The sequence below is a fragment of the Lentzea sp. NPDC004782 genome (genome assembly GCF_040609115.1).
Classification (GTDB): Bacteria; Actinomycetota; Actinomycetes; order Mycobacteriales; family Pseudonocardiaceae; genus Lentzea.
Genome location: NZ_JBEXJN010000023.1, coordinates 54,959 through 71,980 on the forward strand (window position 1 = coordinate 54,959; position 17,022 = coordinate 71,980).

Annotated in this window: 23 protein-coding genes; 19 read left to right on the plus strand and 4 right to left on the minus strand. The window is 68.4% G+C overall.

What is annotated here, in order from left to right:
• Positions 1-132 precede the first annotated feature (132 nt).
• The 4 genes from ABZV40_RS22000 (at position 133) to coaD (ending at position 3,310) form a co-directional block, all read left to right on the plus strand.
• Complete coding sequence (locus ABZV40_RS22000; RefSeq protein WP_355444376.1) at positions 133-1,206, plus strand: MBL fold metallo-hydrolase; 1,074 nt, start codon at positions 133-135, stop codon at positions 1,204-1,206.
• 325 nt (positions 1,207-1,531) lie between these two features.
• Positions 1,532-2,215 carry an SDR family oxidoreductase gene (locus tag ABZV40_RS22005; RefSeq protein ID WP_355444379.1) on the plus strand — a complete coding sequence of 228 codons (684 nt, stop codon included), beginning with the start codon at positions 1,532-1,534 and terminating at the stop codon, positions 2,213-2,215.
• Positions 2,216-2,219: 4 nt separating this feature from the next.
• Positions 2,220-2,774, plus strand: coding sequence for a 16S rRNA (guanine(966)-N(2))-methyltransferase RsmD (gene rsmD, locus ABZV40_RS22010; RefSeq protein ID WP_355444382.1), 555 nt, complete (start codon positions 2,220-2,222; stop codon positions 2,772-2,774).
• Between the two features lie 53 nt (positions 2,775-2,827).
• Positions 2,828-3,310: a pantetheine-phosphate adenylyltransferase gene (coaD, locus tag ABZV40_RS22015; RefSeq protein ID WP_355444384.1), complete on the plus strand. Its 483-nt coding sequence runs from the start codon at positions 2,828-2,830 to the stop codon at positions 3,308-3,310.
• Here coaD and ABZV40_RS22020 read toward each other — a convergent pair.
• Complete coding sequence (locus tag ABZV40_RS22020) at positions 3,307-3,747, minus strand: GNAT family N-acetyltransferase (RefSeq protein ID WP_355444642.1); 441 nt, start codon at positions 3,745-3,747, stop codon at positions 3,307-3,309. The genes coaD and ABZV40_RS22020 overlap by 4 nt on opposite strands.
• A 100-nt stretch (positions 3,748-3,847) precedes the next feature.
• Here ABZV40_RS22020 and ABZV40_RS22025 point away from each other — a divergent pair, with 100 nt between their 5' ends.
• From ABZV40_RS22025 to ABZV40_RS22065, 9 genes are all read left to right on the plus strand, one after another.
• Positions 3,848-4,564, plus strand: a complete 717-nt coding sequence (locus tag ABZV40_RS22025) for a DivIVA domain-containing protein (RefSeq protein ID WP_355444387.1) — start codon at positions 3,848-3,850, stop codon at positions 4,562-4,564.
• A gap of 226 nt (positions 4,565-4,790) precedes the next feature.
• A complete protein-coding gene (locus tag ABZV40_RS22030; RefSeq protein WP_355444390.1) occupies positions 4,791-5,372 on the plus strand; it encodes a YceD family protein in 582 nt (193 codons plus the stop codon).
• Positions 5,373-5,374: 2 nt separating this feature from the next.
• The gene (gene rpmF / locus ABZV40_RS22035; protein WP_189256656.1) at positions 5,375-5,557 is read left to right on the plus strand and encodes a 50S ribosomal protein L32; all 183 of its coding nucleotides are present in this window, start codon (positions 5,375-5,377) and stop codon (positions 5,555-5,557) included.
• A gap of 16 nt (positions 5,558-5,573) precedes the next feature.
• Complete coding sequence (gene rnc / locus ABZV40_RS22040; RefSeq protein WP_355444393.1) at positions 5,574-6,377, plus strand: ribonuclease III; 804 nt, start codon at positions 5,574-5,576, stop codon at positions 6,375-6,377.
• Positions 6,378-6,384: 7 nt separating this feature from the next.
• The gene (locus ABZV40_RS22045; RefSeq protein WP_112261918.1) at positions 6,385-6,585 is read left to right on the plus strand and encodes a hypothetical protein; all 201 of its coding nucleotides are present in this window, start codon (positions 6,385-6,387) and stop codon (positions 6,583-6,585) included.
• Between the two features lies 1 nt (position 6,586).
• On the plus strand, positions 6,587-7,444 hold the full coding sequence (mutM, locus tag ABZV40_RS22050; RefSeq protein WP_355444396.1) for a bifunctional DNA-formamidopyrimidine glycosylase/DNA-(apurinic or apyrimidinic site) lyase: 858 nt from the start codon (positions 6,587-6,589) through the stop codon (positions 7,442-7,444).
• A 124-nt stretch (positions 7,445-7,568) separates the two neighbouring features.
• The gene (locus ABZV40_RS22055; RefSeq protein WP_355444399.1) at positions 7,569-8,042 is read left to right on the plus strand and encodes a PASTA domain-containing protein; all 474 of its coding nucleotides are present in this window, start codon (positions 7,569-7,571) and stop codon (positions 8,040-8,042) included.
• Positions 8,043-8,178: 136 nt separating this feature from the next.
• Positions 8,179-8,505 (plus strand): PadR family transcriptional regulator, encoded by a 327-nt coding sequence (locus ABZV40_RS22060; RefSeq protein WP_355444402.1) that lies wholly within the window; start codon positions 8,179-8,181, stop codon positions 8,503-8,505.
• A complete protein-coding gene (locus tag ABZV40_RS22065; RefSeq protein WP_355444405.1) occupies positions 8,502-9,593 on the plus strand; it encodes a hypothetical protein in 1,092 nt (363 codons plus the stop codon). Before ABZV40_RS22060 ends, ABZV40_RS22065 begins: the two co-directional genes overlap by 4 nt.
• Before the next feature lie 34 nt (positions 9,594-9,627).
• On the opposite strand, the gene ABZV40_RS22070 is transcribed toward ABZV40_RS22065, so the two are convergent.
• Positions 9,628-10,068, minus strand: a complete 441-nt coding sequence (locus tag ABZV40_RS22070) for a MarR family transcriptional regulator (RefSeq protein WP_355444408.1) — start codon at positions 10,066-10,068, stop codon at positions 9,628-9,630.
• 303 nt (positions 10,069-10,371) lie between these two features.
• Here ABZV40_RS22070 and ABZV40_RS22075 point away from each other — a divergent pair, with 303 nt between their 5' ends.
• Together ABZV40_RS22075 and ABZV40_RS22080 are read left to right on the plus strand one after the other, a co-directional pair.
• Entirely contained in the window at positions 10,372-12,888 is a 2,517-nt protein-coding gene (locus tag ABZV40_RS22075; protein ID WP_355444411.1) for a sensor histidine kinase KdpD, read from the plus strand.
• Positions 12,885-13,565 (plus strand): response regulator, encoded by a 681-nt coding sequence (locus ABZV40_RS22080; RefSeq protein ID WP_355444414.1) that lies wholly within the window; start codon positions 12,885-12,887, stop codon positions 13,563-13,565. The genes ABZV40_RS22075 and ABZV40_RS22080 overlap by 4 nt, the downstream gene beginning before the upstream one ends.
• Here the strand turns inward: ABZV40_RS22080 and ABZV40_RS22085 are convergent.
• Positions 13,562-14,056: a hypothetical protein gene (locus ABZV40_RS22085; protein ID WP_355444417.1), complete on the minus strand. Its 495-nt coding sequence runs from the start codon at positions 14,054-14,056 to the stop codon at positions 13,562-13,564. The genes ABZV40_RS22080 and ABZV40_RS22085 overlap by 4 nt on opposite strands.
• A gap of 165 nt (positions 14,057-14,221) precedes the next feature.
• On the opposite strand from ABZV40_RS22085, the gene ABZV40_RS22090 reads away from it, so the two are divergent.
• Positions 14,222-14,680 (plus strand): hypothetical protein, encoded by a 459-nt coding sequence (locus tag ABZV40_RS22090; RefSeq protein WP_355444420.1) that lies wholly within the window; start codon positions 14,222-14,224, stop codon positions 14,678-14,680.
• Here ABZV40_RS22090 and ABZV40_RS22095 read toward each other — a convergent pair.
• Positions 14,674-15,396: a CAP domain-containing protein gene (locus ABZV40_RS22095; RefSeq protein ID WP_355444423.1), complete on the minus strand. Its 723-nt coding sequence runs from the start codon at positions 15,394-15,396 to the stop codon at positions 14,674-14,676. The genes ABZV40_RS22090 and ABZV40_RS22095 overlap by 7 nt on opposite strands.
• A gap of 81 nt (positions 15,397-15,477) precedes the next feature.
• Here ABZV40_RS22095 and ABZV40_RS22100 point away from each other — a divergent pair, with 81 nt between their 5' ends.
• From ABZV40_RS22100 to ABZV40_RS22110, 3 genes are read left to right on the plus strand one after another with little or no spacing between them, the layout of a single operon-like run.
• Positions 15,478-15,750, plus strand: a complete 273-nt coding sequence (locus ABZV40_RS22100; protein ID WP_355444426.1) for an acylphosphatase — start codon at positions 15,478-15,480, stop codon at positions 15,748-15,750.
• A 33-nt stretch (positions 15,751-15,783) separates the two neighbouring features.
• Positions 15,784-16,290 (plus strand): sigma-70 family RNA polymerase sigma factor, encoded by a 507-nt coding sequence (locus ABZV40_RS22105; protein ID WP_355444429.1) that lies wholly within the window; start codon positions 15,784-15,786, stop codon positions 16,288-16,290.
• Positions 16,287-16,877, plus strand: coding sequence for a zf-HC2 domain-containing protein (locus ABZV40_RS22110; RefSeq protein ID WP_355444432.1), 591 nt, complete (start codon positions 16,287-16,289; stop codon positions 16,875-16,877). Before ABZV40_RS22105 ends, ABZV40_RS22110 begins: the two co-directional genes overlap by 4 nt.
• Positions 16,878-17,022: the final 145 nt, after the last annotated feature.

Consider the following 17,022-nt stretch of genomic DNA (forward strand, 5'->3'; position numbering starts at 1 on the left):
TCGTCGATGAAGGGCTCCTTCTTCCACTTGTGGTGGATGAAGGAGCCCTTCATCGTTCTGCAGGCCGAGCGGAACTCGGTGACCATTCCCTGCGTTGCACCGAGCACGGGGTCAGGGAGAGGGATTCGCATCATGAAGAAGGCGTTGGCCGGCCTGCTCGGGTTCGCGGGGGTGGCGTGGGCGTTGCGGGACGTCCCCAGACAGCTGGGCGGCAAACCGGATCCGGTCGAGATGTCGCGCTCACCGCGCTACCGCGACGGCAAGTTCCACAACGACAAGGAAGTCCGCACGGTCCCCGACCGCGACTCGTTCTCGTTGCGCGACTTCGTGTTCGGCGGCGAGGACCGCAAACCGTCCTCCGCCGTCCCGCTGGTGGGCCCGTCCGCACCGGTGACCACCGGGCTGCACATCACCTGGTACGGCCACGCGTCCGCGCTGATCGAGATCGACGGCGCCGCAGTGCTGCTCGATCCCGTGTGGAGCGACCGGGTCTCCCCGTCCGCCCACGTCGGCCCCCGCCGCCTGCACCCGGTGCCGCACCAGCTGTCGGATCTGCCCGCCTTGAGCGCCGTGGTGATCTCGCACGATCACTACGACCACCTGGACATGGCGACCGTGGACGCCCTGGTCGCGGGGTCGTCCGCCGTGTTCGTGGTGCCGCTGGGGCTGGGTGCGCATCTGCGGCGCTGGGACGTGCCATCCGCTCGGATCGTCGAGCTGGACTGGGACGAGTCGTACTCGGTCGACGGGTTCACCCTCACTTGCACTGCGGCGCAACACTTTTCCGGGCGTTCGGTGCAGCGGAACGTGACGCTGTGGGCTTCCTGGGTGATCGCTCGTGGGGAGCGGTCGGTGTTCTACAGCGGTGACACCGGGTACTTCCCCGGCTACCGGGCGATCGGCGCCGCGCACGGGCCGTTCGACGCGGTGTTGATGCAGGTCGGGGCCTATGGGGACGCTTGGCCTGATATCCACATGACGCCTGAGGAAGGGGTTCAGGCGTTCGAGGATCTCGGGGGTGGGTTGCTGATTCCCGTGCACTGGGCGACGTTCAACCTCGCCCTGCACCCGTGGACTGAGCCGGTGGATCGGGTGTGGCGGGAGGCCAAGGCTCGGGGGTTGACGCTGGCGGTGCCTCGGCCCGGGGAGCGGGTTGATGTCGACGCTCCTGGGGAGGTTGACGGGTGGTGGCAAGGACTCGGGTGAGTTCTCGCGGGTTGCGGGTGGCTGGTCGCGTCGCGTTGGGCGGGTCGCGTTCTGAAGATTCCGGGGCTCCGCCCCGGAATCCGTCAATCTGATCGAAGACCGGCCGGCGCTACACGCGGGCAGATGGCACGCCTGTTGCTTACGGCGGCCGCATGTTGCGTAGGTGCTTGCGTTGCCTTTGATGGTGCGGCTCGGCCGTCGCGGGCGTACCCCGGTGCGTGCGGTCGGCCGTGGTCGGCGACGTGATCTTGTCGGTGGTGCTGGGTAAGTTGGGTTGCGAGGGGATCCCAACTCGGGGGTACCCCTGCGTCAGCCTGGGGGTGCAATGCGCACAGCGGTGGTCACGGGTGGCGGCACGGGCATCGGCCGAGCCATCGCCCTCACACTGGTCGAGCAAGGACTCGACGTCACCATCACCGGTCGTCGGGCCGAGGTGCTCGCGAAGGTGCCGGGTGTGAGACACGTTGCCTTCGACGCCACGGATCCGGAGGCGGTCGAGAGGGCGTTGGCCGAGCTGCCGGAGGTGGTGGATGTTCTGGTCAACAACGCGGGCGGGAACATCGGGCACGAGGACACCAAGACGCGGTGGCTTGCCAACTACGAAGTGAACGTCGTCAGTGCGGTGCTCGTCACGGAGGCGTTGGCGCCGAGGCTCGCGGACGACGGGCGGGTGATCACCATCGGCTCGATCGCGGGGCGGCGGGGTGGTGGCAGTTACGGCGCCGCGAAGGCTGCGGTGGAGGCGTGGACCGCGGAGCTGGCCGGTGAGCTGGGGAAGAGGCGGATCACGGCCAACGTGGTGTCGCCCGGGTTGATCGTCGACACGGAGTTCTTCGGCGACTCGATGACGCCGGAGCGGCTCGACACCCTCATCGGGCAGACCAAGAACGGGCGTGCGGGTACGCCGGAGGACGTGGCGGCGCTGGTGGCGTTTCTCGCCTCGCCGCACGCCGGGCACATCACCGGGCAGGTGCTGGCGGTGAACGGCGGGGCGCACCTGGGACGATGACGCGGTGACACGAATCGTTGCCGGGACCGCGGGAGGTCGCAGGCTCAAGGTGCCGCCGAAGGGCACGAGGCCCACGTCCGAGCGGGTGCGGGAGGCGCTGTTCAGCTCTCTCGAGTCGATGATGGACCTCGACGGCGCGCGCGTGCTCGACCTGTACGCGGGGTCGGGGGCGCTCGGGTTCGAGGCGCTCAGCCGGGGTGCCGGGCACGCGACGTTCGTGGAGTCGGACCGGCGGGCGGCCGAGGTCCTCAAGTCCAACGCGAAGGATCTCGGCTTCGCGGGCGTGATGATCGCGAACCGCACGGCTGAGGCGTACGCCACAACCGAAGGCGAGAAGTTCGACGTCGTGTTCGCGGATCCGCCCTACGCGGTGACGGACGACGAGCTGGAGAAGGTGCTGCACGGCCTCCGGCACAGATTGGCCCCTGACGCGGTGCTGGTGGTCGAACGTGCTTCGCGGAGCAACGAACCAGTGTGGCCGGACGGAGTAGAACCCTTGCGTGCCAAGCGATATGGCGACACGGCGGTGTATTGGGGGCAAGTGCGTTCTGATGGGTGACGAGAACCACGGACACGCCTGGAGGCGTCCGATCGGGTGCTAACGTCCGCCTCATGACGCGTGCCGTGACGCCCGGCTCCTACGACCCGGTAACCAACGGTCACCTGGACATCATCGGGAGAGCGGCGCATCTCTTCGACGAGGTCGTCGTCGCCGTGCTCATCAACAAGACCAAGCGCACGCTGTTCTCCGTCGAAGAGCGGCTCGAGATGCTCCGCGAGGTCACGCAGCCGTGGCCGAACGTGCGCGTGGACTCGTGGCACGGTCTGTTGGTCGACTACTGCCGCGAGAACGAGATCAAGGCCATCGTGAAGGGCCTGCGCGCGGTCACCGACTACGACTACGAGCTGCAGATGGCGCAGATGAACCACCAGCTCACCGGGGTCGACACGCTGTTCATGCCGGCCACGCCCGCGTACTCGTTCCTGGCGTCCTCGCTGGTCAAGGAGGTTGCGACGTACGGCGGCGACGTGTCGACGCTGCTGCCCGCGACCATCGAGCAGCGGCTGCAGCAGCGCCTCGCCGAGACCCGTTAGAGCGGCAGCTTCATCCCCACGTGCGACGCGGTGAACCCGAGCCGCTCGTAGAACCGGTGCGCGTCCACGCGTGACGCGTCCGTCGTCAGCTGCACCAGACCGCAACCGCGTGCGCGCGCCTCGTCGATCGCCCACCTCATCAGGCGTTCGCCGATACCGGCGCCGCGCTGGTCGGAACGCACGCGCACGGCCTCCACGGTCGCGCGGGTCATGCCGAGCCGTGACAGGCCGGACGTGAACGTGAGCTGCAGGGTGCCCACGACCTCGCCGTCGAGTTCGGCCACCGCCAGGAGCTGGTGCGGGTCGGCGTCGATCACCTCGAACGCCTTGAGGTAGGCGGGGTCGCCGGGCTTCTCGCGCGCGGCGCCCAGCGGGTCGTCGGCGAGCATTGCCACGATCGGGTCGACATCGGCCGCGGTCGCCCGTCGGATCGTGATGGTCACGGCAAATCCTGACACGCCCTGCCGATCTCCCTCTTTCGGGGAGATCCGCAGGGCACACTTGTGGGTGGGAGCCACAGCGGTTAGGGAGTGAGACGTGTACCGGGTGTTCGAGGCACTCGACGAGCTCGTCACGATCGTCGAGGAAGCGCGCGGAGTTCCGATGACCTCGGGGTGCGTCGTGCCGCGCGGTGATGTGCTCGAACTGCTCGACGACGTGCGCGACGCGATCCCCGCGGAGCTCGACGACGCGCAGGACGTGCTCGACCACAAGGACGAGCTGGTCGGCAAGGCCAAGCACGAGGCAGAGGCCGGTGTGTCCAAGGCGCGGGCCGACGCCGAGCGCATGCTCGCGGAGGCGCAGGCCGAGGCGGAGGCGATGCTCTCCGACGCGCGGGCGCGTGCCGAGCGGATGATCGCCGAGGCCGAGGACCAGGCCGAGCGCACCGTCGCCGCCGGTCGGCAGGAGTACGACGAGCTGGTCGGCCGTTCGCACGCCGAGGCGGAGCGGATGATCCAGGCCGGTCGCGCCAACTACGAGCGCGCCACCGAGGACGGCCGCGCCGAGCAGGCCAGGCTCGTCAACGAGCAGGAGGTCGTCCGGGCCGCGCACGCCGAGGCCGCGCGCATCCTCGACGCCGCGCAGAACGAGGCCATCCGGCTGCGGTCGGAGTGCGACGCGTACGTGGACGGCAAGCTCGCGGACTTCGAGGACCTCCTCGCGCACACGCTCAGGTCGGTCGGCAAGGGCCGCTCGCACCTGCGCGGGCCGGCCGTCGCGGGTGCCGCCGCCCCCTTCGACTACGGCGCCTAGCCCCTCACCCTTTCGTGTTTGCGAGCAGTACGCGGGGAGCTTTCGTACTCCAGGAGAGGACGCAGGGGCCCCGCGTGGCGCTCGAACAGCGGGGGAGAGCGGCTGGGAGTGTGATTCGCGCTACCTCGGGCAGGTGCGATCACCTGCCGATTTCACGCGTGGGGGCGTCGTCCCGTACCCTGGACCGGCTGGACGTGGTAGGTCCCCGCCGGCAACCAATCTGATCATGACTGAGCATCGTCACGCGTCCACGCGTCCCACAGCATCAGGGCCCTGGGTCATCGACACCAGGGACCTCGGCCGTCGCGCCGGGTCGAGCCGACCCTTCGTCCGGTCGGTTCCCGCGGCAGGTGTGGGGTTGCTCGGCGTGATCGCGGTGCCGGAAGGCGGAGAGGTTGAGCTCGATCTCCTGACCGAGTCGGTCGTGGAGGGCGTGCTCGTGTCGGGGACCGCGTTCGCCAAGGTCGAAGGGGAGTGCTCGAGGTGTCTCGAGCCGCTCGCCGACGAGGTCGAGGTCCGGATCACGGAGCTGTACGCGTGGCCGGACAGCACCACGGACGAGACCACTGATGAAGACGAGGTCAGCCGGATCGAGAACGATCTGATCGACCTCGAGCCTGTGGTGCGGGACGCCATCGTCCTCGCGCTGCCGCAGGTGCCGCTCTGCGAGCCGGACTGCAAGGGGCTTTGCTCCGAGTGCGGCGGCAGGTGGGTGGAGCTCGGGCCCGACCACGGGCATGAGACGATTGACCCTCGTTGGGCCGCGTTGCAAGAGCGGTTCAGCGATGACAACAACGAGGAGAAGTAGTCGTGGCCGTCCCGAAGCGGAAGATGTCGCGCGCCAACACCCGTGCGCGCCGTTCCCAGTGGAAGACGTCTGCCGTGCACCTGGTGGCGTGCTCCAACAAGGCTTGCCGTCAGCCGAAGCCGCAGCACGTCGCCTGCCCGGCCTGTGGTCAGTACGCTGGCCGCCAGGTCGCTCAGCCGGCCTGATCTCCTCGGTTACGTAGTGGGGGGAAAGCCGCCGCGCGCTCCGCAAGCTGACCGCGCGACTTTGTCCGAAGCGCTCGGCGTCGAGTTGGACGCCGAGCTGCTCGGGCTTGCGCTCACCCACCGGTCTTACGCGTACGAGAACGGCGGTCTGCCGCCGAACGAGCGTCTCGAGTTCCTGGGAGACGCCGTGCTCGGGCTGGTCGTCACCGACCACCTCTACCGCACCCATCCCGACCTTCCAGAGGGTCAGCTCGCGAAGCTCCGCGCCAGCGTGGTGAACATGCACGCTCTGGCGGGCGTAGCGCGTGACCTGGGAGAAGGCGGGCTCGGTGCACACCTGCTGCTCGGTCGCGGCGAAGAGCTGACCGGCGGCAGGGACAAGGCGAGCATCCTCGCCGACGGCCTCGAAGCCGTCATCGGTGCGGTGTACCTGCAGTTCGGTATCGATACCGCACGAACGTTCGTTCACCGGCTGTTCGATCCACTCTTGGCCAAGGCTCCGCTTTTGGGTGCTGGACTGGACTGGAAGACAAGCCTGCAGGAGCTCACCGCTCAAGCCAGTCTCGGCGTCCCGGAATATCGCGTGGACGACCAGGGGCCGGACCACCGCAAGGAGTTCACCGCCACGGTGCTCGTCGGTGGCCAGCCCTACGGCAAGGGTGATGGGCGCACCAAGAAGGAAGCCGAGCAGAAAGCCGCTGAAGCGGCTTATCATGTTCTGTCGGAGCGGGTCAAGGCTGAGCAGGAGTCAGCCCAATCCGCAAACGGACAGAACGGCGCCTCGGTGACGCCAGGGACCCTCCCATCCGAGGAAGACTGAGAACGCAATGTATGCGACCAGGTACCGCACCAACCGCCGCACGCGCTCCGCTCGCGGCCCGGTGAACACCTCCCGCAGCGGAGGCATCCAGGGACTTGTGCTGGTCAGGGACACGAGCCGCGCGGGCGTGTGGGTGCTCAAGCCCACCAAGCCGCAGGCCGCCGTGATCGAGGCGCAGCCCGTCGACGAGGGCAAGTCCGAAGACTGACGTGCCCGAACTCCCAGAGGTCGAGGTGGTTCGCCTCGGCCTCGAAGCCCACGTTGCCGGCCGGGTCATCTCCTCGGTAGAGGTGCTGCACCCACGCGCCATTCGCCGGCACGACCTGGGTTCCGCGGACTTCTGCGCGCGCCTGGCAGGCCAGCCGATGGCCGCAGCCAGGCGCCGCGGCAAGTACCTCTGGGTGGAACTGGCCGACAAAGCCGCCATGCTGGCCCACCTGGGCATGAGCGGCCAAATGCTCGTCCAGCCGGCAGACGCGCCGGACGAGAAACACCTTCGTGTGCGGTTCCGGTTCGCCGACGGCGGCCCGGAGCTGCGCTTTGTCGACCAACGAACCTTCGGCGGCCTGGCTCTCGCCGAACTGGTCGAGGTCGACGGCACCCTGGTCCCCGACTCGGTCGCGCACATCGCCCGCGACCCGATGGACCCTCTCTTCTCCCGTGATGCTGCCGTGCGCGCGTTGCGCCTGCGTCACACCGAGATCAAACGAGCGCTGCTGGACCAGACGCTGGTGTCCGGAATCGGCAACATCTACGCCGACGAGGCCCTCTGGCGCGCGAAGCTGCACGGCACCCGGATGACGGACAAGCTCACCAAAGCGAAGGCCGCCGAGCTGCTGGACCACGCCACCGACGTGATGCGTGAGGCGCTCGGCCAGGGCGGGACGTCGTTCGACGCCCTCTACGTCAACGTCAACGGGCAGTCCGGGTACTTCGACCGGTCGCTCAGCGCTTACGGTCAGGAGAACCGGCCGTGCAAGCGGTGCGGGACGGCGATCGTCCGGGAGCCGTTCATGAACCGGTCCTCGTACTCCTGCCCGCGCTGCCAGCCCAGGCCACGGCTCTGAGCGCCTGATGAAGACCCTCATCGCCCTCCTGCTGCTCGCTCTCGCCGGCTGCACGGGCGGTGTGCCTGTCGGTCCCAACCAGCCCCCCACTTCGCCGAGCTCTGGTGTGCCGAGGGTGCCGAAGGTGGCTGACCTGCGGCTCAGCGAGGCGCGGAACCTCCTGTCGGCACGCGGTTACCGGGTGACGGAGGAGGACGCGACCGGCCAGAAGAGGCCGATCCTCGAACCGTCGAACTGGGTCGTCGTCTCGCAGTCGCCGGGAGCCGACGCCGAGGCGGCCAGCGGCTCGCAGGTCGTGCTGAAAGTGCGCAAGCCGACCGACCCGTCCACCAGTCAGGAACCGCCCGTCAAGGGCACGGTGCCGAACGTCGTGTGCCTGGATCTGCAGAAGGCGCAGGACACGCTGCAGGCCGCAGGCTTCTACCTGCTCGGTTCCGAGGACGCGACCGGCAAGCACCGGCAGCAGCTCGTCGACCGGAACTGGGTCGTGGTGACCCAGTCGGCCTCTCCCGGTAGCAGGCCCGACCCGAAGACCAAGATCACGCTCGGGGCCGTGAAGTTCGGCGAGCCGACCGGCGCATCCGGCTGCGCGAGCTGACAACCTGCGTCCAAGCCCGCACGTCCTGTAGTCGACCCCGTTGCCATGCCTGTCGAGATCGCGATGCAACAACGCGTTAGACAGTACTGCGCAGTGCGTAGTAGTGTTCACCGCGCAAGAGCGGGCGGGAGGGGCCATGGACACCAGTCAGCTGCTCAAAGGGGTGCTGGATCTGGCTGTCCTTGCGGTTCTGCGCAAGGACGACGGATACGGGTACGACGTGGTGCGCAGACTGCGCGCCGGGGGTTTGAACGACGTGGGTGACGCGTCGGTGTACGGCACGCTGCGTCGGCTCTACAACGCGGGGATGCTGACCTCGTACGTGGTGCCGAGTGAAGAGGGGCCGCACCGCAAGTACTACAGCATCAACGAGACCGGGCGGGTGCGCCTGGCTGAGTCGAGGGAGACGTGGAGGTCGTTCGCCAGCACGCTGGACGGCCTGCTCGGGGAGGTCGCAGCATGAACACGCAGGCACTCGGGGTCGAGTACTACCTGGCAGGGATGCGCGCGGCCCTCGACGACCTGCCGCCCAGCGAGGTCGCCGAGATCATGGAGGACGTCAGCGCGCACGTCGCGGAGCTGTCGACCGAGCTCGGGGAGAACGAGACGCTGGAGCAGCGGCTCGGGCCGCCTGAGCAGTACGCGCAGGAGCTGCGGCAGGCGGCCGGGTATCCGCCGCGGACCGAGCGGCTGCCGGTCACCACCAAGGGCAAACTGCTGACCAGGCCTCGTGCGGCGGCGTGGGGGTTGGCGATCGCCACCGGGATCACGTTGCTCGCCGGGGCGGCGGCGCTGCGAGAGCCGGGCATTCTGCTGCTTCCCGGGGTGGTGCTGGTGCTGAGCCTGGCGCTCGTGCACGACCGGGGGCCGGCGCAGCAGGAGATCATGGCGCTGCCGGAGACGCGCAAGATCCAGCAGTGGCTGACGCCGGAGGCGGGCACGCCGGCGGAACGGGCGTTGACCTACTTCAGGTCGCTGCAGCCCGCGTGGTGGTTGGTGCGGGCCGGTCTGCTCGGGCTCGGGGCCGTGTTGCTCGCCGGCCGCGACATCCTCGGGTTCCTGTTCGTCGCCGCGATCGCCGTGGTGTCGGTGTACGCCGGGCCGCGTGCCAAGGTCGACCGGCGGTGGCTGTGGTTCAGCCTGCCGGCGTCCGCGCTGGCGGTCGGGTTGCTGTTCCAGGTCGTCGACGCGACGGCGAACAACCTCGCCTACAACACGTCACGGCAGTCGTACCCGGCGCCGGTGACGGAGAGCTACGAGAACATCTACGCCTACGACGAGAACGGCAAGTTGCTCACCAACGTGCTGTTGTACGACCAGCACGGCAATCCCATCAACGCGCCACGTCACTACTACGGGTGCGGTGGGAGCGATCCCGAACCGATGATTCCGGCTAACAGGTATCCACGGCCGAAGATCGACTACGAAAACGGCACATGTTACACGGTGACACCGAGCATGTCCGCTCCGTCATCGAGTACGCCGTCGTCGAGTTCTGGAAGCGCACCTTCGAGCTCGGTGTCACCTACTTCCGTGTCACCCAGCAAGTAATGCCCAGGAGCGGGACCGGTCGGGGGTCCCGCTCCTACTTGTTTTCCTGCGGCTCCGCCAGGTGGCGCAATACCGGCATGGCCGAACGCAGGAGGTCTCTGTCTTCCGGCGAAAGTTCGGACATTCTTTCACTCAATAGTTCGGCCTCGCCGTGAGCCATCGACAGCACGGTCTCGCGGCCGACCTCGGTGAGCACGACAATCGTGGCTCTGCCGTCGGCCGCGTCGGGCTCTCTGCGCACTAGGCCGGTGGACTCGAGGCTGGTCACGACGGTTGTCGCGGTCGGCTGCGAACACAGCGCGCGCACCGCGATCTCGCCGATCCGCATCGGGCCGTGGGCGCTCAGTTCTGACAGCACCAATAACTGGGTGGGTTGCAAACGACGGGCCGGAGCGGCCTGTCGAAGACTTCGCACCAGCCGGTGCACGGCCACCACGAGTTGAAGAGCCTCGTGGTTGGTGACGGTGGTGGGCATCGTTTCTCCGCGCGCATGTGATTGTCCGAATTCGGACACGAACCCTGGCACTTTCCCTCATTCACGCTCTGCGCGCTATCCGCCAACTGCCGATAACCCATTCGGCCGTTGTGGTGACGCGGGGTGTCACCGCGCGCGTCCAGCACACTTAAATGTGCTGGTAAACGGCGTAAAAAGCGCAGCCGGGCTCACTCGAACGGGCGCCGTGCTGAAGCATGATTCAACAAGACAGATCTGTGGCCAAAGATGTGGGAAGGAGCACGTGTGTCGCCGGGCGGCGCAGTGCGTACCGCCGAACGGCCCATGCGGGGCCAGAGGCAGACTGGTCCGGTGAGTGCGAAACCCAGGCGTGGTGAGCTTCGGATCTTCTTCGGAGCCGCTCCCGGTGTCGGCAAGACGTTCTCCATGCTCGGTGAGGCGCACCGGCGGCGGGAACGCGGCACAGATGTGGTCATCGGATTTGTGGAGACCCACGGCCGGGCCAAGACGGCCGAACTGGTCGAGGGTCTGGAAATCGTGCCGCGCAGGCACGCCGTGCACCGCGGCGTCGAACTCACCGAGATGGACGTCGACGCCGTGCTGGCCCGCGCGCCCGAGATCGCCGTCGTCGACGAACTCGCCCACACGAACGCGCCGGGATCACGTAATGCCAAGAGGTGGCAGGACGTCGAGGAACTCCTCGAAGCCGGGATTGACGTGCTCTCCACCGTCAACGTCCAGCACCTGGAATCGCTCAACGACGTCGTTCAACGCATAACGGGCATTTCGCAGCAGGAGACCGTGCCGGACGAGGTCGTGCGCAGGGCCGACCAGATGCAGCTCGTCGACCTCACACCCGAAGCGCTGCGCCGGCGCCTCGCCCACGGCGACGTCTACGCGGCGCACAAGATCGACGCCGCGCTGGGCAACTACTTCCGCGTCGGCAACCTCACCGCGCTCCGCGAGCTCGCGCTGCTCTGGGTCGCCGACCAGGTCGACGTCGCCCTCATGCGCTACCGGGCCGAACAGCAGATCACCGACACGTGGGAGGCCCGCGAACGCGTCGTCGTCGCCATCACCGGCGGCCAGGAGAGCGAGGTGCTCATCCGACGCGCGCGCCGCATCGCCACGCGCGCGGGTGGCGACCTTCTCGTCGTGCACGTGCTCAGGGGCGATGGCCTCGCAGGCGCCGATCCGCACTCGTTGACGAAGTTCCGCAAGCTCACGGAAGACGTCGGTGCCACGTTCCACACGGTCGTCGGCGATGACGTGCCGACGGCGCTGCTGGAGTTCTCGCGGGGTGTGAACGCCACTCAGCTCGTGGTCGGCACATCACGCCGTTCACGGTTCGCGCGCGTGTTCTCCGCCGGTATCGGCTCCACGGTGGTGCAGGAGTCCGGTGCGATCGACGTCCACATGGTCACGCACCCGGCCACGAGCAGCGGTTGGCGCGCGCGGTTCGCGGGCAGCCCGCTCAGGCCGAGCAGGCTGGCGTGGGGCTGGTTCCTCGCGATCGCGGGTCCCGCGCTGGTGACGGCGGCCGGTGCGTCGATGCGGGTCAGCCTGAACTTCTCCACGAACGTCATCGGGTACCTGCTGGTCACGCTCGTGGTCGCGATAGTCGGCGGACTGGGCCCGGCGATCACGGCGGCGCTGGTCAGCGCGTTGCTGCTGAACTTCTTCTTCACCGAGCCCTTCTACACGTTCACGATCGACGCGCAGCAGAACGTGCTCACGTTCTTCGCGATGATCGTCGTGGGGGTCTCCACGGCGTTGGTGGTGGACTACGCCGCCCGCCGCGCCACGCAGGCAGCGCGCGCACGCACCGAGGCCACGCTCCTCGCGTCGTACGCGCGCACCGTGCTGACGAACCCGTTCCCCCTCGCACGGTTGCTGGAAAAGGTGAAGGAGAACTTCGGCCTGACGTCCGTCGCGCTGCTGGAACGCGTCGACGGCGGCTGGGAACGGGTGGCGTGCGTCGGCGCGAATCCGTGCGACGAACCGGACGAGGCGGACATCGACATCGCGGTGACCCCGGACGTGCACCTGGCGTTGCGGGGCCGGTCGCTGCCCGCGTCCGACCGCCGCGTCCTGGAGGCGGCCGCCGGTCAGGCCCTGCTCGCGCTTCGGCAGCAGCGCATGGCCGAGCAGGCGCTCGAAGCGCAACGGCAGGCGTCGCGCACCGAACTGCGCACGGCGTTGCTCTCCGCCGTCGGCCACGACCTCCGCACGCCGCTGACCTCGATCAAGGCGTCCGTGGGGGCGTTGCGCGACCCGGATCTCACGCTCTCGGCGCAGGACACGGCCGAGTTGCTGGAAACCGTCGAGGAGTCCGCGGACCGCCTCACCGGCCTGGTCGACAACCTGCTCGACTCGTCCCGCCTCGCCACGGGCGCGGTGGAGCCGCAGTTCCGCGCCGTCGGCTACTACGAGGCCGTGGCACGGGCGCTGAGCGGCTTGACCGGGGACATCGAGGTCGACGTCCCGGAGTCGCTGCCGCCGGTGCGGGCCGACGTCGGGCTCCTCGAACGGGTGATCGCGAACGTCGTCGGCAACGCACTGCGTTATGCCGGTGCCGTGGCGCTGCGGGCGTCCGCGCACGGTGACGACGTGGAGCTGCGCGTCGTCGACCACGGCCGCGGCCTGCCTCGCGGCGCTGCGGACCAGGTGTTCGCCCCGTTCCAGCGCCTCGGCGACCGCACGCCGGGTGGCGTTGGTCTCGGTCTGAGCGTGGCGAAGGGCTTCACCGAGGCGATGGGAGGCACGATCAGCATGGAGGACACGCCCGGTGGTGGCCTCACCGTGGTGATCTCGCTCCGGGCCGATGAGAGGGATTCGTGACGAAAGTACTGGTGGTCGACGACGAACCGCAGATCGTGCGCGCACTGCGGATCAACCTCTCGGCCAGGGGTTACGAGGTGCTCACGGCGCATGACGGCGCCACGGCCCTTCGTCTGGCCGCCGACGGCAAACCCGACGTCGTCGTCCTCGACCTGGGTCTGCCGGACATGGACGGCACGGACGTCATCGCGGGCCTGCGCGGCTGGACCACACTGCCGATCATCGTCCTGTCCGCCCGCACCGACTCGGCCGACAAGGTCGACGCCCTGGACGCCGGCGCCGACGACTACGTGACGAAACCGTTCGGCATGGACGAGCTGCTTGCCCGGCTGCGCGCCGCCGTCCGCCGCTCGGCCGTCGCAGGCCCGGAGGACGAACCCGTCGTGCGGACGGCCTCGTTCACGGTGGACCTGGCGGCCAAGCGGGTGCTGAAGGACGACGCCGAGGTGCACCTCACGCCCACCGAGTGGGGGTTGCTGGAGGTGCTGGCGCGCAACGCGGGGAAGCTCGTCGCGCAGAAACAGCTGCTGCGGGACGTCTGGGGGCCCGCGTACGAGAAGGAGACGCACTACCTGCGGGTCTACCTGGCGCAGCTGCGGCGGAAGCTGGAGCCCGAACCGGCGCGGCCGCGGCACCTGCTGACCGAGCCCGGAATGGGCTACCGGTTCGAGCCTTAGGGCTTCGGGGCGGCGGAGCTGGACGACGAGGACGACGACGGCGGCGTGGTCGTCGAGGACGACGAAGAAGAAGAGGTGGACGCCGGCGGTTCGGTCCACGACGTCGGCGGGTTGCTCTGCGACTGCGAGGGCGTGGCCGGGTTCGTCGTCAGCTGCGGCGGCTGCTCCGAAGCGCCCGGCTTGGGCTGCTCGTTCGGGCGCGCGGCCTGTTTGCGCTCCGGCGCGGCGGAGGACTTGGTGGCGCTCGACGACACCGTCACGACGACCGTGCTGGTGCTGCCGTCCGGCGCCACGCTGGTGATGGTCTGCACGACGTCCGCTGCCGTGCGTTCCGGGGTGGCCTCGTGGCCGGACGCGGCGAGCATGGACGCGACCGTCGCGAACAGGGTCGCCACCACTACGCCGCCCGCAGCCAGCATGACGGCCGTACCCGCGCGCTTCTTCGGCGGCGCGGCGTCGGTTGGTGACTGCGGATGATCTTCCTCGAACACACCCATCTCCTCGTGGGAAACCCGGTCGGATGGACTTGCGTTCGAGTTATCGGCGGAAACGCACCAAAGCCTCAGCGACGCCACACCTTCGTGTAGCTCTGCGTCACTTGCCGGTGACTGGCGTAACCCTAGGACGTCGGATTCGTTGATGCGGGGTTCGTCGTCGTGGTGGTCGTCGTCGTAGTTGTGGTCGTCGTGGTCGTGGTTGTCGTCGTGGTGGCCGACGTGACGACCGGCGGCGGGTCATCGGTCGTGACGGTCGTCGTGGTGCCGTCAGGACGCGTGATGGTGGTGACGCGCGGGTTCTTCTTCGCTGACGTCGTGGTCGACGTCGTGGTCTCAGAAGGAGAGGGCGACGAGGTCAGTTCGACCGAAGAAGAAGTGGGCGAGGACGTCGGCACGATGCTCAACGCGTCGCGCACGGCCTCCTTGCGGGGTGGCTGTGTCGTGGGGGTTTCTGAGGCGTTGTCCGAGCCTGCCGCCAGTGAGGCGACGGCGGCGAAGACGGTGGCCAGAACGACACCGGACGCGGCGAGGATCATCTGCGGTGCACCGCGAAAGCGCCTGCGCGAGTCCGGTTCCGGGCTCTCGTACACGAAGTTTCCCCTGCTCAACCGTCAGTAGCCGAAGTCTTGGGTCCAGTAGTTGCCGCGGGTGTCGAGGCCGACGCCCATGGTCATGAAACTGCAGTTCAGGATGTTCTCCCGGTGGCCCTGGGACTTCATCCAGCCGTCCATCACCGCGGCGGCCGTCGGGTAGCCCATCGCGATGTTCTCGCCGCCGGGCTTCGGGTAGCCCGCGTCCTTCATGCGCTGGTCGAAGGTCCTGCCTTCCTTCGACGAGTGCGAGAAGTAGTTGTTGGTGGCCATGTCCGTGCTGTGGGCCTGCGCGGCGGTCGTGATGCGGTCGTCGATCACGAGGGCCTTGCAGCCCTTCGCGGCGCGCTGGTCGTTCACGAGCTCCAGGACGGCCTGCTCAGGGGTCTGGCCCGTGGGTGGCTTCGGTGGATCGGCGGGCGGCTTCGGCGCTTCGGGAGTCGTCGTGGTGGTGGGAGCCGCTGACGAAGAAGAAGTGGAGGAGGCGGTGTCCGTCGTCGACGAGGTGGTGGGAGCGGACGAGGACGACGACGCCGTGGGAGTGCCGACACCGGTGTGGCGGGAGGAAGTCTGTCTGTTGGGTGCGGCCGCGTTGCCTGTGCCGAACTGGTTCGCCGCGTCGGTGGTCTCCTGCTGCGCGGCGGTGGTGAAGCTGATGCCGAGAGGGGAGTTGCCGGTGACGGCGAGGCCGCCGACGCCGGTTGCACCGATCAGCAGGCCGATTAAGAGGCTGCGGGCACTCACGGCTCGGCACGGTACCACTAATGGGTGATAAACCCCGAGTGCGTCTTCGATCACCTTGGGTGACTACGCAACCATTCGGGGGTGGACGTGCGACTAAACGCGTGGGTGCGAGGACAGGTTCAGGGCGTTGGTTTCCGCTGGTGGACGCGAGCCAGGGCACTAGAACTGGGCCTGGTGGGCAGCGCTTCCAACCGGCCCGACGGACGGGTCGAGGTGGTTGCCGAGGGACCCCGCCAAAAGTGTGAACAATTGCTGAAGGCTCTCCGTTCGGGTGAAACCCCGGGTCACGTCGAATCCGTCGGTGAGCAGTGGTCGGACGCGCGGGGCGATCTGACCGGGTTCGTGGAGCGCTGAACCGTTCCGGAGGAAGTGGCGTAGTAAGGGAGCGTGGACTCCGCCGAAGACGTCCTCATCCAGCTCTACGACCGCTGGCGAGGCCCGTTGCTGCACTACGTGCTGCGGCTGGTCGATGGCGACTTCCAGCAGGCGGAGGACGTCGTGCAGGAGACCTTGTTGCGCGCGTGGCGGCACTACGACGAGCTGAACCCGGACGACGCGGCACCGTGGCTCTACACGGTCGCCCGCAACCTGGTGATCTCCGGTTACCGCCGCCGCAACGCACGGGCGACCGAGGTGCCGCTCGAACCGGTGGACCTGCCGCCGGTCAGCGACCAGGTCGAACACGTGCTGCAGACGTGGCAGATCGCGTCGGCGCTGCGGGCGCTCACGCCTGAGCACCGGACGGTCGTCATCGAGCTGTACTACCGCCGCCGCACCGTCGCGGAGGCCGCCACCACGCTCGGCGTCCCGCCGGGCACGGTCAAGTCGCGCTGCTTCTACGCACTGCGGGCGCTGCGCGACGCACTGGAGGAGAGAGGGGTGACCGAGGCGTGAGCTGCCAGCACACCGTCGACGTCGGCGCCTACCTCTTCGGATCGCTCGACCTCAAGGAGCGGTCCGCGTTCGAACGCCACCTGTCTGGCTGTGCCGCCTGCCAGGCCGAGATGCTGCGGCTGGCCCCGCTGCCGGGCCTGCTCGGGCGGCTGAGCCTGGAGGACGTCGAGAACCTGGACGAGATCCCCGAGTGCCCGCCCGAGCCGAACCGCCAGCGGCGCGTGCTGATCCTCTGCGCGGCTGTCCTGGTCGTCCTCGCGCTGGCCGGTGGGGTGCTGTTCCTGATGCTCCCACCTGCGCCGACGTGGGCAGCCCAGGACCAGAAGACCGGAGTCGAGGCGAGCGTCTCCATGATGACGAGGTCGTGGGGCACCGAGATGCGGTTCAGGTTCGACAACGTCAAGCCGGGGGCCCGCTGCAAGGTCATGGTGTTCGACCGCCAGGGGCGGCGGGAGATCGGCGGCTGGTGGGGCTCGTCGCACGCCGCCTACGAGGAGATCCCCGGTTCCACGTCGTTCCGGCTCGACCAGATCGATCACCTGGAAGTGTCGGACGAAAGTGGACCCCTGGTTACTCTCCGTCCCTAGTGTGGTGGTCGCCGACGTTCATCCCGGTCGGATCCGCCGCACTGCCGTGCACCGTGTGATCAGGCCTCGCCAGACGCGTGGTGACGTGGATGAAGGCGCCCTTGACCCACACCAGGTGGAGCAAAGAGCCCTTCATCCAAGTTCC